Source organism: Ruegeria sp. CDSB013 (assembly GCF_059611165.1).
Map to the genome: position 1 here is coordinate 187,805 of NZ_JBXWPA010000001.1, position 17,323 is coordinate 205,127.

20 protein-coding genes are annotated in these 17,323 nt (G+C 58.2%); 9 read left to right on the forward strand and 11 right to left on the reverse strand.

The features are described 5' to 3' along the window. Window positions 1-6 precede the first annotated feature (6 nt). From gor to AC2FJF_RS01020, 5 genes are all read left to right on the forward strand, one after another. Window positions 7-1,365, forward strand: coding sequence for a glutathione-disulfide reductase (gor, locus tag AC2FJF_RS01000; protein ID WP_496722148.1), 1,359 nt, complete (start codon window positions 7-9; stop codon window positions 1,363-1,365). Between the two features lie 72 nt (window positions 1,366-1,437). Continuing rightward, window positions 1,438-2,583: an FtsH protease activity modulator HflK gene (gene hflK / locus AC2FJF_RS01005; protein ID WP_108858948.1), complete on the forward strand. Its 1,146-nt coding sequence runs from the start codon at window positions 1,438-1,440 to the stop codon at window positions 2,581-2,583. Then, a complete protein-coding gene (hflC, locus tag AC2FJF_RS01010) occupies window positions 2,583-3,479 on the forward strand; it encodes a protease modulator HflC (RefSeq protein ID WP_282118761.1) in 897 nt (298 codons plus the stop codon). The genes hflK and hflC overlap by 1 nt, the downstream gene beginning before the upstream one ends. Continuing rightward, window positions 3,479-3,673 carry a DUF2065 domain-containing protein gene (locus AC2FJF_RS01015; RefSeq protein ID WP_496704414.1) on the forward strand — a complete coding sequence of 65 codons (195 nt, stop codon included), beginning with the start codon at window positions 3,479-3,481 and terminating at the stop codon, window positions 3,671-3,673. Before hflC ends, AC2FJF_RS01015 begins: the two co-directional genes overlap by 1 nt. 185 nt (window positions 3,674-3,858) lie before the next feature. Next, the gene (locus AC2FJF_RS01020) at window positions 3,859-5,295 is read left to right on the forward strand and encodes a Do family serine endopeptidase (protein ID WP_496722963.1); all 1,437 of its coding nucleotides are present in this window, start codon (window positions 3,859-3,861) and stop codon (window positions 5,293-5,295) included. Window positions 5,296-5,515: 220 nt separating this feature from the next. Here AC2FJF_RS01020 and AC2FJF_RS01025 read toward each other — a convergent pair whose 3' ends face one another. The 5 genes from AC2FJF_RS01025 to AC2FJF_RS01045 all read right to left on the reverse strand — a co-directional run bounded on the left by AC2FJF_RS01025 (window position 5,516) and on the right by AC2FJF_RS01045 (window position 9,816). After that, on the reverse strand, window positions 5,516-6,184 hold the full coding sequence (locus AC2FJF_RS01025) for a Crp/Fnr family transcriptional regulator (RefSeq protein WP_058274845.1): 669 nt from the start codon (window positions 6,182-6,184) through the stop codon (window positions 5,516-5,518). Between the two features lie 160 nt (window positions 6,185-6,344). Next, on the reverse strand, window positions 6,345-6,950 hold the full coding sequence (locus tag AC2FJF_RS01030) for an inner membrane-spanning protein YciB (protein ID WP_496722151.1): 606 nt from the start codon (window positions 6,948-6,950) through the stop codon (window positions 6,345-6,347). Window positions 6,951-6,966: 16 nt separating this feature from the next. Next, entirely contained in the window at window positions 6,967-7,869 is a 903-nt protein-coding gene (locus AC2FJF_RS01035) for a DMT family transporter (RefSeq protein WP_282118758.1), read from the reverse strand. An 86-nt stretch (window positions 7,870-7,955) separates the two neighbouring features. After that, on the reverse strand, window positions 7,956-9,119 hold the full coding sequence (gene ftsY / locus AC2FJF_RS01040; protein ID WP_496722153.1) for a signal recognition particle-docking protein FtsY: 1,164 nt from the start codon (window positions 9,117-9,119) through the stop codon (window positions 7,956-7,958). A gap of 58 nt (window positions 9,120-9,177) precedes the next feature. Next, window positions 9,178-9,816, reverse strand: coding sequence for a lysoplasmalogenase family protein (locus AC2FJF_RS01045; protein ID WP_496722155.1), 639 nt, complete (start codon window positions 9,814-9,816; stop codon window positions 9,178-9,180). A 132-nt stretch (window positions 9,817-9,948) separates the two neighbouring features. On the opposite strand from AC2FJF_RS01045, the gene AC2FJF_RS01050 reads away from it, so the two are divergent. Further along, window positions 9,949-10,344, forward strand: coding sequence for a hypothetical protein (locus AC2FJF_RS01050; protein ID WP_496722157.1), 396 nt, complete (start codon window positions 9,949-9,951; stop codon window positions 10,342-10,344). Between the two features lie 6 nt (window positions 10,345-10,350). Here AC2FJF_RS01050 and xseA read toward each other — a convergent pair whose 3' ends face one another. Then, on the reverse strand, window positions 10,351-11,844 hold the full coding sequence (xseA, locus tag AC2FJF_RS01055; protein ID WP_496722159.1) for an exodeoxyribonuclease VII large subunit: 1,494 nt from the start codon (window positions 11,842-11,844) through the stop codon (window positions 10,351-10,353). Between the two features lie 74 nt (window positions 11,845-11,918). Between xseA and purD the strand changes: the two genes are divergently transcribed. Next, window positions 11,919-13,181, forward strand: a complete 1,263-nt coding sequence (gene purD, locus AC2FJF_RS01060; protein WP_496722161.1) for a phosphoribosylamine--glycine ligase — start codon at window positions 11,919-11,921, stop codon at window positions 13,179-13,181. 81 nt (window positions 13,182-13,262) lie between these two features. Here the strand turns inward: purD and AC2FJF_RS01065 are convergent, their stop codons facing one another. Then, the gene (locus AC2FJF_RS01065; RefSeq protein WP_496722163.1) at window positions 13,263-13,985 is read right to left on the reverse strand and encodes an FG-GAP repeat domain-containing protein; all 723 of its coding nucleotides are present in this window, start codon (window positions 13,983-13,985) and stop codon (window positions 13,263-13,265) included. Then, window positions 13,985-14,308, reverse strand: a complete 324-nt coding sequence (locus tag AC2FJF_RS01070; RefSeq protein ID WP_170383687.1) for a 2Fe-2S iron-sulfur cluster-binding protein — start codon at window positions 14,306-14,308, stop codon at window positions 13,985-13,987. Before AC2FJF_RS01070 ends, AC2FJF_RS01065 begins: the two co-directional genes overlap by 1 nt. 127 nt (window positions 14,309-14,435) lie before the next feature. Here AC2FJF_RS01070 and AC2FJF_RS01075 point away from each other — a divergent pair, with 127 nt between their 5' ends. Continuing rightward, window positions 14,436-14,807, forward strand: a complete 372-nt coding sequence (locus tag AC2FJF_RS01075) for an OB-fold nucleic acid binding domain-containing protein (RefSeq protein ID WP_496722965.1) — start codon at window positions 14,436-14,438, stop codon at window positions 14,805-14,807. A gap of 4 nt (window positions 14,808-14,811) precedes the next feature. Here the strand turns inward: AC2FJF_RS01075 and AC2FJF_RS01080 are convergent, their stop codons facing one another. Continuing rightward, complete coding sequence (locus tag AC2FJF_RS01080; RefSeq protein WP_496722166.1) at window positions 14,812-15,546, reverse strand: extensin-like domain-containing protein; 735 nt, start codon at window positions 15,544-15,546, stop codon at window positions 14,812-14,814. Between the two features lie 200 nt (window positions 15,547-15,746). Here AC2FJF_RS01080 and AC2FJF_RS01085 point away from each other — a divergent pair, with 200 nt between their 5' ends. Beyond that, window positions 15,747-15,878: a hypothetical protein gene (locus AC2FJF_RS01085; protein ID WP_496722167.1), complete on the forward strand. Its 132-nt coding sequence runs from the start codon at window positions 15,747-15,749 to the stop codon at window positions 15,876-15,878. Between the two features lie 13 nt (window positions 15,879-15,891). Here AC2FJF_RS01085 and AC2FJF_RS01090 read toward each other — a convergent pair whose 3' ends face one another. Beyond that, the gene (locus AC2FJF_RS01090; RefSeq protein ID WP_496722169.1) at window positions 15,892-16,509 is read right to left on the reverse strand and encodes an imm11 family protein; all 618 of its coding nucleotides are present in this window, start codon (window positions 16,507-16,509) and stop codon (window positions 15,892-15,894) included. 105 nt (window positions 16,510-16,614) lie between these two features. Next, window positions 16,615-17,304, reverse strand: coding sequence for a glutathione S-transferase N-terminal domain-containing protein (locus tag AC2FJF_RS01095; RefSeq protein WP_496722170.1), 690 nt, complete (start codon window positions 17,302-17,304; stop codon window positions 16,615-16,617). Window positions 17,305-17,323: the final 19 nt, after the last annotated feature.

The window sequence follows — 17,323 nt, forward strand, 5'->3', positions numbered from 1 at the left end:
GGACAAATGAGCTTTGATTATGATCTGTTCGTTATCGGCGGAGGCTCAGGCGGGGTCCGTGCGGCGCGTGTGGCAGCTGGCGAAAACGGTGCCAAAGTGGCGCTGGCCGAAGAGGATCGCTATGGCGGAACCTGTGTCATCCGGGGCTGTGTGCCCAAGAAGCTGATGGTCTTCGCCAGTGAATTCTCGGGCATGGTCGGTGATGCGCAGGCCTATGGCTGGGACATTCAGACCGGTGCTTTGAATTGGGATACCTTTCACGGCAAGCTGGTGACCGAACTGGACCGGCTTGAAGGCATCTACCGCAATATCCTGAAAAACAACGGCGTCGAAAGCTTTGATCAACGTGCAACCGTAGTCGATCCACATACGGTCGAATTGGCGGATGGGACACGCAAGACAGCCAAGCACATCCTGATCGCCACAGGTGGTCGTCCGGTCGTGCCTGAGTTCCCGGGATCGGACTTGGCGATTACGTCGAACGAGATCTTTCACCTTGAAAAACTGCCCCAAAGCATTCTGATCGTCGGTGGCGGCTACATTGCCAGCGAGTTTGCCGGAATCATGAACGGGTTGGGAGTCCAGACCACTCAGTTCTATCGCGGTGCGCAAATCCTGCGTGGCTTCGACGAAGAAGCACGTGGCCTGATCTGCGAAGAGATGCGCCAGAACGGCATTGATGTTCGTCTGGGCACCAACGTGCTGGAAATGACCAAGGAAGGCGACAAGATCCGCGTCAAGGCCACCGATGGCACCGAGGATCAGTTCGACGTGGTCATGTACGCCACAGGGCGTGCGCCGAATGCAGACAACCTGGGCCTTGAGGCGCTGGGCGTGGAACGTGGCCGCAAAGGTGAGATTGTAGTCGATGAGTACAGCCAGACAGGCGTGCCCTCGATCTATGCCATTGGCGATGTTACCGACCGCGTAAATCTGACGCCGGTTGCGATCCGTGAAGGCATGGCGTTTGTAGAGACCGTTTTCAAAGGCAACCCGACTCCGGTGGATCATGAACTGATCCCGACCGCGATCTTCACCCAACCGGAATTCGGCACTGTGGGCCTAAGCGAAGAAGAAGGCGCGGCACAGGAACCGATTGAGGTTTACGCGACATCGTTCAAGCCGATGCAAAAGGCCTTTGCCGGTGGAACGCAGCGCGTGTTGATGAAGCTGATTGTCAGCCAGGCGACCCGTAAGGTTCTGGGTTGCCACATCGTCGCGCCGGGCGCGGGTGAGATGATCCAGCTGGCTGGCATCGCCGTTAAAATGGGCGCAACCAAGGAAGATTTCGACCGCACGGTTGCCGTTCATCCGGTGATGGCAGAGGAATTGGTAACAATGCGGCAACCTGTGCGCACTGCTTGATTTGCAACCGCGCGCACACAAGTTACAAGGGAACCCGTGATCACACGGTCCAACACAAGGGAATAGATACATATGGCGGGCAATAGCGGCGGCCCCTGGGGGGGCGGAGGCTCTTCGGGCGGCGGAGGAAATCGGGGTGATAACGGTGATGGGCGCAAGCCCCCCGAAGGCGATGGTCCGCAAATCCCCGAGATTGATGAATTGATGAAGAAAGGCCAGGAACAGCTGCGCGTCCTGATGGGCGGCCGCGGTGGTTCAGGCCGCGGTGGCAACGGTCAGGGCTCTGGCGGCGGTGGCCCCATCTTCACAAAAGGTACGGTTCTTATTGGTGTCGTCGTCGCGGCGGTATTGTGGGGGGCGGCCAGTTTTTACACGGTCAAGCCCGAAGAACAGTCGGTTGAGTTGTTCCTCGGCGAATTCTCGGCCGTCGGAAATCCGGGTCTAAACTTTGCGCCGTGGCCTTTCGTTACCGCCGAAGTCATCCCGGTCACCCGTGAACAGAACGAAGATATGGGCGGCGCGCGCGGCAGCGATGATGGCTTGATGCTGACCGGCGACGAAAACGTGGTCGATATCGACTATCAAGTCGTCTGGAACATCAACGACCCTGCGAAGTTCCTGTTCAACTTGCGTGATCCGCGCCAAACGATCCGTGCGGTGTCGGAATCAGCGATGCGCGAGATTATCGCTCAAAGCGAGCTTGCACCAATCCTGAACCGGGATCGTGGTGTTATCGCGGATCGCTTGCAGGAACTGATCCAATCCACGATGGACAGTTATGATTCAGGGATCAACATTGTCCGCGTCAACTTTGACAAAGCCGACCCGCCTCAGGATGTGATCGCCGCCTTCCGCGACGTTCAGGCTGCTGCGCAGGAACGGGACCGGTTGCAGAACGTAGCCGATGCCTATGCGAACAAGGTGTTGGCAGAAGCGCGCGGCGAAGCTGCGCAGGTTCTGGAAGAGGCGGAAGGATATCGCGCCCAACAGATCAACAGTGCGCGGGGTGAAGCCAGCCGCTTTAGCGCAGTTCTGGAAGAATACTCCAAAGCACCCGATGTGACGCGGAAGCGTCTGTATCTGGAGCGAATGGAGCAGATTCTGGGTGACGTTGACAAAATCATTCTGGACCAGAACTCATCCGGGCAAGGGCAGGGTGTCGTGCCCTATCTGCCGCTGAACGAGCTGCGTCGTAGCCCAGCCGGGGAGAGCAACTGATGCGTAAATCACCCATTATCCTCATTCTTGTCGTGATCCTTGGCGTCGTTGGCCTGTCTTCGATCTTTATCGTGGATGAACGTGAACGTGCGCTGGTCTTGCAATTTGGTCGTGTTGTCGCGGTCAAGGAAGATCCCGGTCTGGCGTTCAAAATCCCGGTGATTCAAGAAGTTGTCCGCTATGACGACCGTATCCTGTCAATTGACGTACAGCCCCTTGAGGTGACCCCTCTGGACGATCGGCGTCTGGTTGTTGATGCATTCGCACGTTATCGGATTTCCGATCTGAACCAGTTCCGTCAGGCCGTTGGTGTCGGCGGTATTCCGGTTGCCGAGGATCGCCTGGATCGTATTTTGCGGGCCGAAACCCGCGAAGTGCTGGGTTCGGTATCGTCCCGTGATATCCTGAGCTCGGACCGTGCAGCGTTGATGTTGCGCATCCGAAACAGCGCGATTGCCGAAGCACAGGCGCTGGGCGTGACTGTAATCGACGTGCGATTGAAGGCGACCGACTTGCCACAGGCCAACCTTGAGGCGACTTTCGATCGCATGAAGGCCGAGCGGGAGCGTGAAGCAACAGACGAGCGTGCCCGTGGTAACGAGGCGGCGCAGCGTGTGCGTGCGCAAGCTGACCGGACGGTGGTCGAACTGGTTTCAGATGCACGTCGTGAGGCCGAAATCACCCGTGGTGTAGCGGACGCCGAACGCAACGCGATCTTTGCCGAAGCCTATGGCGCGGACCCGGAGTTCTTTGAATTCTACCGTTCGCTGACCGCGTATGAGAACGCGTTGCAGGGCGGCAATAGCTCGTTGGTTCTGAGCCCGGATTCCGAGTTCTTCAACTACCTCGGTTCGCCAACCGGACGGCAAGCTCCGGCTGCTGCGGCCTCCGAATAATGGGGCTGATCCTTCTGGCTTTCGGGCTGGTATTGATTGTAGAGGGGCTGGCCTATGCGCTGGCCCCTTCGCTTATTGAGCGCATGTTAGAGGCATTGCGGTCATTGCCCGAGCAGGCGCGGCGGCTGGTCGGTCTGCTGAGCGTAGTTAGTGGGTTTGTCCTGCTATGGGGGGCTTATCAGGTTGGGTTTTGATGCGGTGACCTCACTTGCAGGTGATTTCCCCGCGATCCCGAGTTGCGGGCAAGGACAAACCGACTACATTGGTTCCTGAGAAGATTTGCCCGAGGGCAGTTTTACAAGACTTGTTGACAAGGAGTTCCCAAGTGCAGGCACAAGCACGCAGTATTTCAGTCCGGCAGGACGAGGGTGTTGGTTTCATGCGGCTGATGTGGCTGGCCATTGCGGGGATGATTCTTGTTCTGGCCCAAACCGTCGCAGCACAGGCGCGGAGCGAAAGCTTGGCGCCGCTGGCAGAAAAGATCAGCCCGGCCGTGGTCAACATTACCACCTCAACGTTGATTGAAGGCCAGACCGGCCCGCAGGGCATAGTGCCCGAGGGATCACCGTTCGAAGATTTCTTTCGCGATTTTCAGGACCGGAACGGTGATGATGAAAATCGCCCGCGCCGCAGCAACGCGCTGGGTTCGGGGTTCGTGATTTCCGAGGACGGCTACATCGTCACCAACAATCACGTGATCGCCGAGGCCGATGAAATCCTGGTGGAGTTCTTCCCCGGTGATGGACAGCCGCCTGAAGAACTGCCTGCCAAGGTGATAGGCACGGACGAGAAAACCGATATTGCGTTGCTGAAGGTCGAGGCCCCGGGCCCGCTGCAATACGTACAGTTTGGCGACAGTGACGTCGCCCGTGTCGGTGATTGGGTTATTGCCATGGGCAACCCTTTGGGGCAGGGCTTCTCGGTTTCGGCCGGGATCGTTTCGGCCCGCAACAGGGCGCTGAGCGGCTCGTATGACGACTACATCCAGACCGACGCGGCCATCAACCGGGGCAACTCGGGCGGTCCGCTGTTCAACATGAATGGCGAAGTGATTGGTGTGAATACAGCGATTTTGTCGCCCAACGGCGGCTCGATCGGGATCGGCTTTTCAATGGCGTCCAACGTCGTGGTCAAGGTGGTCGACCAACTGCGTGAATTCGGCGAAACCCGCCGTGGTTGGCTGGGCGTTCGCATTCAGGACGTAACCGAGGACATGGCCGAGGCAATGGGGTTGGCCAAACCGGGCGGTGCGCTGATCAGCGATGTTCCGGATGGGCCGGCGAAAGATGCTGGTCTGCTGGCTGGTGACGTGATCCTCAGTTTTGATGGGGTCGAGGTCGAAGATACACGCGGCCTTGTGCGTCAGGTCGGCGAGACAACCGTGGGCAAAGCCGTGCGTGTTGTCGTGCATCGCGATGGCGGAACACAGACCGTCCTGGTTACTCTGGGGCGTCGTGAGGATGCCGAACGGGCCGATCAGGGCGACGAGGAAACGTCTGAGGCTCCAACGGAAGAGAATGCTGACATTCTTGGTCTGACCATTTCGCCGCTGACGGACACGCTACGCACGGATCTTGGTCTGGAAGAAGACGCCGATGGGCTGGTTGTGACCGAAGTGGATGAAGCCTCTGAGGCGTTTTCCAAAGGGTTGCGCGCCGGCGATCTGATCACCGAGGCTGGACAGCAAAAGGTAACGTCGATTGGAGACTTGGAAGCACGCATGGAAGAGGCGCGTGAGGCCGGGCGTAAATCGCTGTTGTTGCTTGTACGTCGCGGTGGCGACCCCCGCTTTGTGGCGCTGAGCCTGGGCGAGTAACGCACCACATCAGACGTTGTGACAAGGCCGGGGCAATGCCTCGGCCTTTTCCGTTCTACGTGGCGCTGAAAGTAAGTGAGCCACACGCCGGGGAGGCGCATGGCTCTGGTACAGGGAGAGGCCAGTGGACAGATATCGGGGATGATTCTCTGGCCCCCTACGGTAACAACTAAGACATTAGCTATTTTGGCATGCGCCGTATGTGAAGGAGGTCACAAGGTCAGATTAAGTCGGATTCGGCCAGTTCTTTCAGGGCGTTGAAGTCCTGGATCATCAGCCCGCCGCGAGATGCCTCGACAACATTGTCGCGTTTCCAAGTGGAAATCGTCTTGGATACAGCCTCGCGCGTGGCACCGACGAACTCGGCCAATTCGCTTTGGGACAGGGTGATGCGCATGGCGGGGTCGTCCTGAAGGGCAGACAGATGCAGCAATTTGCGCGCCAGACGAATGGGCATCGGCAAGAACACTTGTTCGTTTAGCTGTGACCCCATCCAGCGCATGCGCAGCCCCGCCAGACGGATCATGTCGACGGCAAGATCGGGATGCTGGCGGATCTGGTCCATGACGTCGCTGCGGCGCACGCGCAGCACACTCGATGGCTCGGCCGCTGCGATCGTGGCGGTACGCGGCCCGCTGTCAAACAACGCGATTTCGCCAAACACTTCGCCCGGCTTCATAAGTGTCAAGGACAGCTTGCGCCCGCTCATCGCAAGGAATGAAACCTCAAGCGTACCTTCAGAAATCACATACAGCGCATCGCCTTCGTCCCCCTGCTCAAACAGCACCTGGCCCTGATCCAAGGAAATCTCGGTCGCGAGTGCCGAAAGCATAGCCCTGAGTCGGTCTGATGCCTCGGACAGGAATCCGCTGTTTGGGAGTGCCTTCATGTGGTTGAGGGGTCTCCGGCTGCTGGTGTTGAGTGGTGCCCCAATGTTCCACAGCCGGGCTATTATTCCAAGGTTTTTATTGGTTTGCCTGATTGCGCGCTGTGTGACGGCTCAAAATGAAAGCAAACGCTTAAGCTGCGCGCCATTTATCGGTGTTCGCCTATTGGTGGTCGGGGTCATCCATGTAGCGTTGCAGCAGACTGAACTGAAGCATCAGAAACGCCATCAGCGCGATGGGAAAGGCGAAAGTTTCGATTTTGACCCATAAGTCCGTCGACATGGTACGCCAGACAAATTCATTGGCTACGGCCAGAACCGCAAAGCAGCCGCACAACCGGCGGGTCAAGATCATCCAGCCCTCATGGCGCATCGGGAGCATATCTTCGAGGACATAGGCTAGATAGGATTTCCCCTGCAGAAGGCCAATACCAAGGATGACCGAGAAGAAACCGTAAACCAGCGTGGTTTTCATCTTGAAAAACCGCTCATCATTGAACCACGCGGTCAGGCCCCCAAAGAAGATGACCATGAAGGCAGTAAATATCTGCATCCGGCTCAGTTTCCCGGTCAAGTACCAGAGGATACCCATAGCGGCCAGCATCAGCGGGACGAAGATGATCGTGGCGACGATAAAGCCGGAATATTCGGTACCTCCGATCAGGAAACTGTCGTCACGCAGGCGTAGGTAGATGAAAAAAAAGGCCAGTGGGGGCCCAAGCTCCAACGCCTGTTTCAGAAATGGATTGATTTCTTTTTTGCCTGGCATGTCGGTTTCCTGATTTTTACCCGCCCATTTCAACTATTACGGCGCCCAATGCAATCAATGCCATCAGCGCGACCCGTCTTGGCCCCACAGTTTCTTTTAACACCAGCCACCCGATAAGCGCCGCGAAGACTGTCGAGGTTTCTCGCAGAACGGCGGCTTCGCCGACCTTGTCCAGACGGGTGGCCAGCATGATTGCTCCGAAGGACATAGGGGCGATGATGCCTCCGGCCAAGCCCCGCAACATTAATGGGCCAACGGCAGGGCGGTTGATCATGGCGCGCCATCTTAGGAATGCGTAAATCGGCATCGCAAAACCGTCGATCATGAAAAACCACGCCAGAAAGGTGAACGGGTCGGCGGTGGCCCGGATACCATAGGCGTCATAAGTGGTGTAGAGCGCGACGAACAGGCCGGTTGCGATGGCCAGTACCAGCGCTATGCCCAGCGTTTCCCGGTTGGTTTCCAGAAAACGCAAATTATAGGCGGCCAGGCCGAAGATACCGGCCAGCAGGACCAAAACTCCAAACCATTGAATCCCAGTAAAGGTCTCGCCAAAGAGCAGATAGGCGCCGATGACCGTGAATAGGGGGCCAGTGCCGCGTACGACCGGGTAGACGACAGTGTATGAACCCTTTGTATAGGCCATGGCCTGAAGGACTTTGTAGGCGATGTGGATCACCCAGACCACGGCGAAGATGGACCACATGTAGGGTTCAGGCCACGGTACCACGAAAAAGGCAAAAGGGGCGGCCATCAGGCAATAGCAGGCGTCGATTGCCCCACGGGACAGCCAGGGATCGTGACGGCCTTTCTGCAGCGCTCCAAATACCGCATGCAGGAAGGCGGCCATCAGAGCGAGGCCAAGAGCCAGCTGATGGCCCGCTTCGGTGCCTTCGAGAGAAATCAGCCAGTCGCTCAAATGTCAGTCTTTTCGCTGGGTGGAGAGGCCGGGGGCTTTCCGCCCCCAGACCCCCGGAGGATATTTGGGGCCAGATAGAGGGGGGATCAGGCCTGGTCCAGGCCAGTGAGGGCGGCGGCGAACTCTTCGGGGTCGAAGGGGGCGAGGTCGTCGATCTGTTCTCCAACGCCGATGGCATGGATTGGCAGGCCGAATTTGTCGGCCAGTGCAACCAATACGCCACCCTTGGCGGTGCCGTCGAGTTTGGTCATCACCAGCCCTGACACGTCAGCGAGGTCGCGGAATGTCCGAACCTGGCTTAGCGCGTTCTGGCCCGTGGTGGCGTCCAGCACCAGCAGCGTGTTGTGCGGGGCGGTCTCGTCGATTTTGCGGATCACGCGGACGATCTTGGCCAGTTCCTCCATCAGGTCCGATCGGTTTTGCAGGCGCCCGGCCGTGTCGATCATCAGCAGGTCTGCGCCGTCTTGCTGCGCGCGGGTCAGGGCGTCGAAAGCCAATGAGGCCGGGTCTGACCCCTCGGGTGCGGTCAGCACCGGCACACCGGCGCGGTCGCCCCAGACCTGGAGCTGTTCGACGGCGGCGGCGCGGAAGGTGTCCCCGGCGGCGATGACGACTTTTTTGCCCGCGGCTTTGAACTGGCTGGCGAGCTTGCCGATGGTCGTGGTTTTGCCGGACCCGTTGACGCCAACGACCAGCACGACTTGCGGGCGCTTGGGGTAGATGGGCAGAGGCTTGGCAACCGGTTCCATCACACGGGCGACTTCCTGGGCCAGCAATTGCTTGATCTCTTGCGTGGAGAGCTTTCGACCCAACCGCCCCTCGGCCATGTTGGATGTGACCCGCAAAGCGGTGTCGACGCCCATATCCGAGGCGATCAGCAATTCCTCTAGCTGCTCAAGCATGTCGTCGTCCAACGTGCGACGGACAACTGCCTTGGCTTCGTTGCGGCCAAACAGCCGTCCCAACACCCCTTTGGATGGCGCGGCCTCGGGCGGTGGCGGAGCAGGGGTTGGATCGACCGGTGCGGGTTCAGGTGTTTCGACCGGCTGTGGCACAGGGGCGGGTTCAGGTGTCTCTGGCACCGGCTGTGGAACTTCGGGAACCGGTTCTGGCTGCGGCTCGGGCTCGGGTATTATCGGATCGGGGGCTGTCGTTTCCTCACCACCGTCTTCGACGATCGCATCCAGCCCCTGTTCGAGGCGGGACGAGGATTTGAACAGCTTGTCCTTGAGCTTTGAGAAAAACGCCATTTTTGGTCTCCGCAGGTGTTCCTCTCACCTAATGCGGATTTGCGGCAGTTGCAAAGGGTCACAAAAACGCAATCAAAAGCCCCGCCTGAGCGCCCCAGTACAGGATCCAGATCATATAGGGCGTTAAGCGCAGCGCCGGATGATTGGAGGGGAGCAGAAACTTCTCGGTCGCAAGGATCAGGTCTGAGGCTATGAAGGCCAGTGCGGCAGGCAGGGCCCAACGCAGCGCGCCTGTTTCGGGCAGTGTGAGAACCGCGATGCCCATACCAAGGATGATCGGGATATAGCCCAGCACCGGTATCTTGAGCTCTCCGGCGCGGGGGGCGAGCAGGGTTGCGGCCACGATGCCGAGGATGATTAGGGACCAGAAGATACCGGGCTTGTCAAAGATCAGGGCAGTGTCGCTGGCTGGGTGGCTTAGGAACAGAGCGATATAGGCCAGATGGCCAGCTGCGAATGCGCCGATCCCTGCCATGAAGGTTGAATCCGTCTCGCGTGATAGCAGCGCATCGCCCAGAGCACATAGAGCCAAGGCAAGGGTCAATAGCATCGGAGCACCGCTTAGGACCGCCGTCAGCGCCAGAAGCGCGACAGAGGCCGTCTTGAAGAGGGATCGCAGGGCGCTTGCGGGGCGTGGTGACATCGGCAAATAGGCCAGAGCAGACGCGGCGGCGATCCAGAAAAGAGCGGTTGTCATAAGCTATCCCCCAGTTGGTTTTTCTGCAGCATCACCGGGATCGCCACAACAACTCAACCGGTGACGTGAAGGCAGCCGTTTGTGGGGAATTGTTTATTGGCGATGCCGAACTGCATCTGCCAAAATGATCTCATGCTGACGCGTCTTGCGATTCTTATGACACTCACTGCGCAGGCGGCCGTTGCCCAGCCGGCCTTGTCCGGGTCTGAGTTTGACAACTACACGCGTGGGAAAACACTGTTCTACGGGTTTCAGGGTACGGTGTACGGGGTGGAACGCTATTTGCCCAATAAACGCGTGATCTGGTCGTTTCTGGATGGCAATTGCAAAGAGGGCGTTTGGTACGAACAAGGAGGGCAGATCTGCTTCATCTATGAAGACAGGATTGATCCGCAATGCTGGGTCTTTTCCAAGACCGACAGGGGGTTGACCGCCTTGTTCGAAGGCAACTCGGAAGCCACCGAGCTGTACGAGGCCGAAGATATCAATGAAGAGATGGTCTGTCTCGGCCCCGAGATTGGCGTCTGAAGGTCGCTAGAACAGAGAGCCCTGATCAGGTGCATCTTTCTTGGCCGGTTTCTTTGGTGCCGCCCGCGAAGCCGTGGGCTGACCGGTATTTAGGAGGCCATCCGCGAATTCGATCTCGAACGTGCTGTGTTTTGAGGCCTGTTTCTTGGTTGTAAGAACCTCTCCCTCGGCCCGGACCACAGCATAACCACGTTGCAGTGTAGCTTTATAGCTTAGTGTTTCACGCAGGCGGTCGGCGGCGTCCAGCTGTTGTCGCATCCGATCCAGTCGCGTGGCCTGCGCCGTGTTCATTCGTTCTGCCAACCTGTTGATATTATGTCGTTGCTGTTCGACCTCGCGCTGGATCGGGCGCAGGGACAGACGGGATGACAGGTTGCGCAAAGATTCGTTTCTGGTCGACACCAGGTTGCGCAAAGTCGACGGGCGCAGATGTGCAGACAGTTCGACCACCTGCAAACGCCGGTTCTGGACGCCGCGATTCAGTGCGGGCGCCAGTCGATCTGCAATCAAATCAAGTCGTTGGCGTGGGGTGTTCAACAGGCTTTCCGGGCGCGGCAACGCGCGGGACAGGTCGCGAAGCCGTTGAGACCGCCTTTGAACCGCATCCGTCGCGGCACGAGACAAACGCGCGCCTTGCTCACCCGTCCAAGCCAGAAGTTCCATTCGAACCGGCACGGCAAGCTCGGCCGCGGCGGTCGGTGTTGGCGCGCGGCGGTCTGATACAAAGTCGATCAGCGTCGTATCTGTTTCGTGACCAACGGCTGAAATCAGCGGAATGTCCGAAGCGGCCGTCGCTCGCGCGACAATTTCTTCGTTAAAGCCCCAAAGATCCTCGATCGACCCGCCGCCCCGGGCGACAATGATCAGGTCGGGACGGGGCAGCGAGCCGCCCGGCGTCAGTTTGTTGAAACCGTCGATGGCCCGCGCAACTTCTGGTGCGCAGTTGGAGCCCTGTACAGCGACGGGCCAGATCAGCACCTTGCGCGGGAAGCGATCCCGCAGGCGGTGCAGGATGTCACGGATCACAGCGCCAGATGGTGATGTCACCACGCCAATAATCTGGGGCAGGTAGGGCAGAGGCTTTTTACATTCGGGTGCGAACAAACCTTCAGCCTCAAGCTGTTTCTTGCGCTTTTCCAGCAGCGCCATCAAAGCGCCTTGCCCGGCGACCGCGACCTCATCGACGTTCAGGTTGTATTTCGACTGCGCGCCAAAAGCCGTCAGGCGACCGGTGACCACGACCTCAAGACCTTCTTCCGGCACCACCGATAGGCCGGAAACCTGACCTTTCCATGTTGTGCAGGCCAACACGTTCCGGTCATCCTTGATGTCATAGTACAGGTGGCCCGACCGCGCCGTGAACACGCGGCCGACCTCACCACGCACACGGATTCGCCCGAACGTGCCTTCCAGCGTGCGTTTCACCTCACCCGAGATGTCCGAAACGGTATATTCTGGTGTGTTTTGGCCCGGGATCGGGTCATCAAGCAGGTCGGACATTTCAGCGCCTTGTGTCAAATGCCCGGCCAGCTTAGAACGCCCGGAAGGCGAGGCCAAGCAGATCGGAGACCTTCATGAACATCCTTATTCTCGGCAGCGGCGGGCGCGAACACAGCCTCGCCTGGGCGGTGATGCAAAACCCCAAATGTGACCGTCTGATCGTTGCGCCGGGAAATGCCGGAATTGCGCAGATCGCTGAGTGCGCAGCGCTCGATACTGAAAACGGCGGCGCGGTTGTCAGCTTTGCTGAAGAGAACGCGATTGATTTCGTGATTGTTGGCCCCGAGGCCCCATTGGCCGCTGGCGTCGCAGATCGTCTGCGTGAAGCGGGTGTGCTGGTCTTTGGGCCGTCGGCCGATGCAGCACAGCTGGAAGCCTCGAAGAGTTTTACCAAAGAAATCTGTGACGCGTCGAACGCTCCGACCGCAGCTTATGCAAAGTTCACCGAGGCCGATCCTGCCAAAGCCTATATCCGCGAACAGGGCGCGCCGATCGTGGTCAAAGCCGATGGTTTGGCGGCAGGCAAGGGTGTGATCGTCGCGATGGACGAACAGGCCGCGCTGGAGGCTATCGACGACATGTTCGGCGGCGCTTTTGGGGGCGCGGGTGCCGAGGTCGTTATCGAAGAGTTTATGGAAGGCGAAGAGGCATCTTTGTTCGTGCTGTGTGATGGTGAGGACATCCTGTCCATCGGCACCGCGCAGGACCACAAACGCGTGGGAGAAGGCGACACGGGTCTGAACACCGGCGGCATGGGGGCGTATTCGCCTGCACCCGTTCTGAGCGCCGAGATTGAGGCGCGGGCGATGGAAGAGATCGTGCGTCCGACTATGGCCGAGATGAAGCGCCGGGGTATGCCGTTTCAGGGCGTTTTGTATGCTGGCCTGATGATCAAGGACGGCCAACCGAGGTTGGTCGAATACAACGTCCGCTTTGGTGACCCGGAATGCCAGGTTCTGATGATGCGGCTTGGTGCCCAGGTTCTGGACCTACTTCATGCCGCGGCCGAGGGCCGTTTGAGCGAGACGCAGGTAAACTGGGCCGACGATCATGCGATCACTGTTGTGATGGCGGCACAGGGGTATCCGGGCTCCTACGTAAAAGGATCTGCGATCAAGGGGTTGGAAGCGCTTCCTGAAGACAGCAGCAACATGATCTTCCACGCGGGCACCAAGGCCGTTGATGGGCAAGTGCAAGCCGCAGGCGGGCGCGTGCTGAATGTGACCGCGCGTGGGAATACATTGCAAGAGGCGCGGGACCGGGCATATGCGATGGTTGAGGGTGTGGATTGGCCCGAAGGCTTTTACCGCCGCGATATCGGCTGGCGGGCTCTTTGAACAGTCGCTAGGTCAGGGGGCTTTGCCCCTTCGGCCTATCGCCTCACTCACAGGAAATTTTTAGCCAGATGAAGAGGCGGATCAGCACTTGAGTGCGTTGTTCAGGCTTTTGTGGCGGGTAAACGCGCCGAGGTCGTGGGTGGTCCAGTCGTTTTCGTAAGTGACGCTGATGACGCGGGTCCAGTTGCCGTTGGCAAGGATCAGTTCCGGAGTGCCGCCGCAATCGCGCAGACCGCCGGAGATGAAATCTTCTCCAATGCGGTGATTGGTGAGATTGGGCAGCGATGCGATTTCGATCAATTCGCCGTCTGTAAATCGCCATATGCGCAGGGTTTTGGCCAAGTGAGGGCGATCAACATAGGCGATCTCGACGTTGCCGTCGCCATCCAGGTCGGCGGCACCGACCGGAGCGAGCCAGCGAAAGCGGGTGCCGATGTAGGGCGTAGCGGCGATCAGACCGCCGCCATTGTAGATTGCAAGCCGTGCACCTTTATCACGATGGCTTTCAACCACCAAAGCTTCGCGACGGCCATCATTGTCAACATCAATCAGGCGCGGACGAATATCTTCGAAAACGCGCTCTTTTGGCAGCCGGATTGTGTATTTCGCCCATTCCGGCGCATATTGCAGGATCAGAGCGCCGTATTCAATCTGATCACCGAGTACGCCGTGCGGGTATCGCGCAGTGGGTTCGGAGTACTCTGCCGAACCCAGCGGTTCATACTGCCATGGCTGCTGAGATCTTGTCTGGCTCGGACAGATTCCAATTGCGATCGCGGCCGCCGCGATCGCTTTGAAAAGCATCAGATCTGCTTTTCGGGCATTTGAACAACCAGCCCGTCCAATTCATCAGTGACCTTGATCTGGCAAGTCAGACGTGAGCGGGCGGGGTCGGGTTCAAAGGCGAAGTCCAACATGTCCTCTTCCATGTCGTCCTTGGCCGGAACTTTCTCGACCCAGTCCGGGTGGATGTAGACATGGCAGGTCGAACAGGCGCAGGCGCCGCCGCAATCGGCCTCGATGCCTGGGATATTGTTGTCACGGGCCCCTTCCATGACGGTCAGGCCGTTGGCGACTTCGACTGTATGTTCGGTACCGCCGTGCTCGACATAGGTGATCTTTGCCATTGCTTGCGTCTTCCTCTTTCGCTTGTCGAATTCTTCCTTAGTGAAGGCATTTAGGTCTTTCCAGCCTCATTTGCGACTCGTCACGCCGTCTATGGACTTTCCTTGCGGATGTTCTATTTTTGTTCTCATGATTGTGTTGCCTACCCGCCCTATATCTACGAACCGGAACTGGCCGCGGCCGCCCGCGTGTCTGCCCGCCAATCGGTTGAACGACCCGCCCGAGGGCGCGCTGGTGGCGGTCGCGGGGCTGGTGATCTTGCGGCAGCGGCCCGGGACGGCCAAGGGGGTGATCTTTGTCACGCTCGAGGATGAGACCGGCATCGTGAACGTGGTGGTTTGGCGCAAGATCTATGAACGTTTCCGCCGGGCGGTGATCTCGGGGCGGCTGCTGCGGGTCACGGGCAGGATGCAGCGGGCGCATTCGGTGACCCATGTGATCGCGGAAGAGGTTGAGGATATCTCGGGCATGCTGGATGTGCTGGTGCGGGGGGAGGGGTAGTCCGTCAGCGGCAAACGGGTCCACTACGGCGGCGCGCTGTGTCAAAATGGAAGTGCCCTTTGTGATAGCGATCGGCGTCAGGACCCAGCACGGTGCCAAACAGACCGCAGGCGCCTGCGTGCAGTTCGTGCATAACATCGCTTGTATCTTCGGCTGCCCATCCGTCGCGCACAGTGATCACGGTGCCATCCAAAAGTATGAAGGATGAAATGTCGATTGCGCGGCCACGGGCATGTTCCGAAATCCGCGCGCGTGGCTGATTGTTCTGCGTCTTGCACGCATAATGACCAGCCAGACGCAATCCTTTCAGGCCGCCGCCCAGATTCGCAAAGGCCGGTTTGGCTGTGTTCTCCAACCATGTTTTGAGTGTGACGGCGGTTTCACAATCCATCAACGCCAACTGGCTGAGAAGGACGTCAGATACCATGCGGATGCGCACGGGATCAGCAATGCCGCATCCCTGGTACTTTCCTCTAAAGGGTTTTCGCTTTTCGCCGAGAATAGTCCAGTCGCCACAGACTGCACCACGTTCGCGCATCCTTTCGCGGCCGACTTCGATCTGACGAAACTTGCAGGGCCGCAGCCGCGGTCTGGGGGAAACAGTCAGCTCTTGCTTAGGGGGAACAGGTGCGGTGCCTTCCTCCAAGAGAACGTCCAGTTCAGTGGACGGTTCAAACGCAACAAGCTCATGCGCTTGAGCCTGCGCAGGTTCTTCGCAATCCGGCGTAGCACTCGCCATGCCTGCGCATAATACAAACAGAGGGGCCAATACTCGCATAAAATAACTCGTTCCCTTGTCAGCTCGGACCGATTGTATCATGACCGGCCTTGGTACGTCTGCGCGAAGTGCGGATAGGGCGGGGCTTTGTACAATCCTTTTCCTATACAAAGCCAGAGTATAGCAGAAAAACCTTATCGCTTGAACAAACTGCTCTGCGCTTGCTTGTCCCGGTTGCCCGAGCTCAAATCAACATTCAGCGGGCGCATTCGATGACCGATGTGATCGCGGAAGAGGTCGAGGATATCTCGGGCATGCTGGACATGCTGGTGCGGGGAGAGGGGTCGGGCTGACCCCAGAATAAGACTATCGCTCTTCAGCGCGCCAAAAATGGTAGGCCTTGATCTTTTGGGCTTTGAACTCGGCATGCATTTCGTCGGACATTAACAGTGGCAGATGTAGGTATCTTTTCTCACGCCAAAGATTGTTCCCAGCAGTTTTCTCCTTTCGCAAAACTAAGTCTTTTGAGGATGGAGGGGACAACTCCATTCGCTCAGTCGTTTTGATACCTGAAAATTGCCAAGACATCTCAACACTGGATGCCTCATCGATGACTGTGTCTAGGCGCTTGGTCACGTTCATGAAAAAATATGCTGTATCGGGCTTTGACCCATCTCTGTAAAAGGCTTCGATCGGAAGGATTTGGTGTACACCCGGATCGAATGCTTCCAAAATTTGACGCACGCGATCAGTGATAATCCGAGCACCACCCGACGCAGAGAATATGTCTGGGAGCTTTGCCGCCTGTTTCTTGAGTAGCACTTTTTTCGGTGCCTCACCAGGTTCTAAGCGCCGTTGACCAGTATGAAAGACGCTCGCAACATCATCCGCAATTTCGCCGGAGTGGTACTTTTCGCTCCAACCGGGCAACTTGAACCCTTTTAGGTAACGACCGGTTGCAGGGTAGTAACAAACATATGCCATTTAAACTTCTCGCCTGAAAATGTGTTTTAAATCAAATATGTGTCGCGCCATTGCAATGCCAGCGATGGCACAGTGTTTTGTTGTGTTTCAAGAGTGAATTGAGCTTCACCGTTTAAAAAGGTTGCTCTGAGCTCGCTTGTCCCGATGATCCCCGCGCAACTCCGCATGTAGCGCGCGTCCGGCCTGAACACCGGGGCGGGCACTTACCGTTTCAAGCCAGCGGGCGAAATGGGGTTTGTCATCCAATACCTGCTGCTGACCTTCCCACAGGCTGGCCCAGCCCCAGACCGACATGTCCGCGATCGAGTAGAAATCGCCCGCGACGTATTCATTTTCGGCCAACCGCCGGTCCAATACTCCGTACAGCCGCCCGACCTCGGTGCGGTAGCGGTCTTTGGCATAAGGCAGGTCCTGCGGCGGCTCGAGGTTTGGCGCGTATTTCAAGAAGTGATGCGCCTGACCGGCCATTGGGCCGACGCCGCCCATTTGCCACATCAGCCATTCCTCGACGGCGATCCGGTCACGCTCGGTGTTGCCGTAAAAGCGACCTGTCTTGCGGGCCAGGTACATCAGGATCGCGCCGCTCTCAAAAACCGAGATCGGCGCGCCATCCGGGCCGTCCGGGTCAACGATGGCAGGCATCCGGTTGTTAGGCGCGATTTTAAGGAACTCGGGGTCGAACTGATCACCCTTGCCGATATTGATCAGGTGAGTGGTGTAGGGAAGGTCCATCTCTTCCAAAGCGATGGACGCCTTCCAGCCATTCGGCGTGGGCCAGAAATATAGATCGATCATGGTGCCTCCTCAGGTTGAA

What these genes read in the sequence shown, in the direction of transcription:
- gor (WP_496722148.1), top strand. Translation starts at nt 7, where the DNA reads ATGAGCTTTGATTATGATCTGTTCGTTATCGGCGGAGGCTCAGGCGGG.
- hflK (WP_108858948.1), top strand. Translation starts at nt 1,438, where the DNA reads ATGGCGGGCAATAGCGGCGGCCCCTGGGGGGGCGGAGGCTCTTCGGGC.
- hflC (WP_282118761.1), top strand. Translation starts at nt 2,583, where the DNA reads ATGCGTAAATCACCCATTATCCTCATTCTTGTCGTGATCCTTGGCGTC.
- AC2FJF_RS01015 (WP_496704414.1), top strand. Translation starts at nt 3,479, where the DNA reads ATGGGGCTGATCCTTCTGGCTTTCGGGCTGGTATTGATTGTAGAGGGG.
- AC2FJF_RS01020 (WP_496722963.1), top strand. Translation starts at nt 3,859, where the DNA reads ATGCGGCTGATGTGGCTGGCCATTGCGGGGATGATTCTTGTTCTGGCC.
- AC2FJF_RS01025 (WP_058274845.1), bottom strand. Translation starts at nt 6,184, where the DNA reads ATGAAGGCACTCCCAAACAGCGGATTCCTGTCCGAGGCATCAGACCGA.
- AC2FJF_RS01030 (WP_496722151.1), bottom strand. Translation starts at nt 6,950, where the DNA reads ATGCCAGGCAAAAAAGAAATCAATCCATTTCTGAAACAGGCGTTGGAG.
- ftsY (WP_496722153.1), bottom strand. Translation starts at nt 9,119, where the DNA reads ATGGCGTTTTTCTCAAAGCTCAAGGACAAGCTGTTCAAATCCTCGTCC.
- AC2FJF_RS01045 (WP_496722155.1), bottom strand. Translation starts at nt 9,816, where the DNA reads ATGACAACCGCTCTTTTCTGGATCGCCGCCGCGTCTGCTCTGGCCTAT.
- AC2FJF_RS01050 (WP_496722157.1), top strand. Translation starts at nt 9,949, where the DNA reads ATGCTGACGCGTCTTGCGATTCTTATGACACTCACTGCGCAGGCGGCC.
- xseA (WP_496722159.1), bottom strand. Translation starts at nt 11,844, where the DNA reads ATGTCCGACCTGCTTGATGACCCGATCCCGGGCCAAAACACACCAGAA.
- purD (WP_496722161.1), top strand. Translation starts at nt 11,919, where the DNA reads ATGAACATCCTTATTCTCGGCAGCGGCGGGCGCGAACACAGCCTCGCC.
- AC2FJF_RS01065 (WP_496722163.1), bottom strand. Translation starts at nt 13,985, where the DNA reads ATGCTTTTCAAAGCGATCGCGGCGGCCGCGATCGCAATTGGAATCTGT.
- AC2FJF_RS01070 (WP_170383687.1), bottom strand. Translation starts at nt 14,308, where the DNA reads ATGGCAAAGATCACCTATGTCGAGCACGGCGGTACCGAACATACAGTC.
- AC2FJF_RS01075 (WP_496722965.1), top strand. Translation starts at nt 14,436, where the DNA reads ATGATTGTGTTGCCTACCCGCCCTATATCTACGAACCGGAACTGGCCG.
- AC2FJF_RS01080 (WP_496722166.1), bottom strand. Translation starts at nt 15,546, where the DNA reads ATGGCGAGTGCTACGCCGGATTGCGAAGAACCTGCGCAGGCTCAAGCG.
- AC2FJF_RS01090 (WP_496722169.1), bottom strand. Translation starts at nt 16,509, where the DNA reads ATGGCATATGTTTGTTACTACCCTGCAACCGGTCGTTACCTAAAAGGG.
- AC2FJF_RS01095 (WP_496722170.1), bottom strand. Translation starts at nt 17,304, where the DNA reads ATGATCGATCTATATTTCTGGCCCACGCCGAATGGCTGGAAGGCGTCC.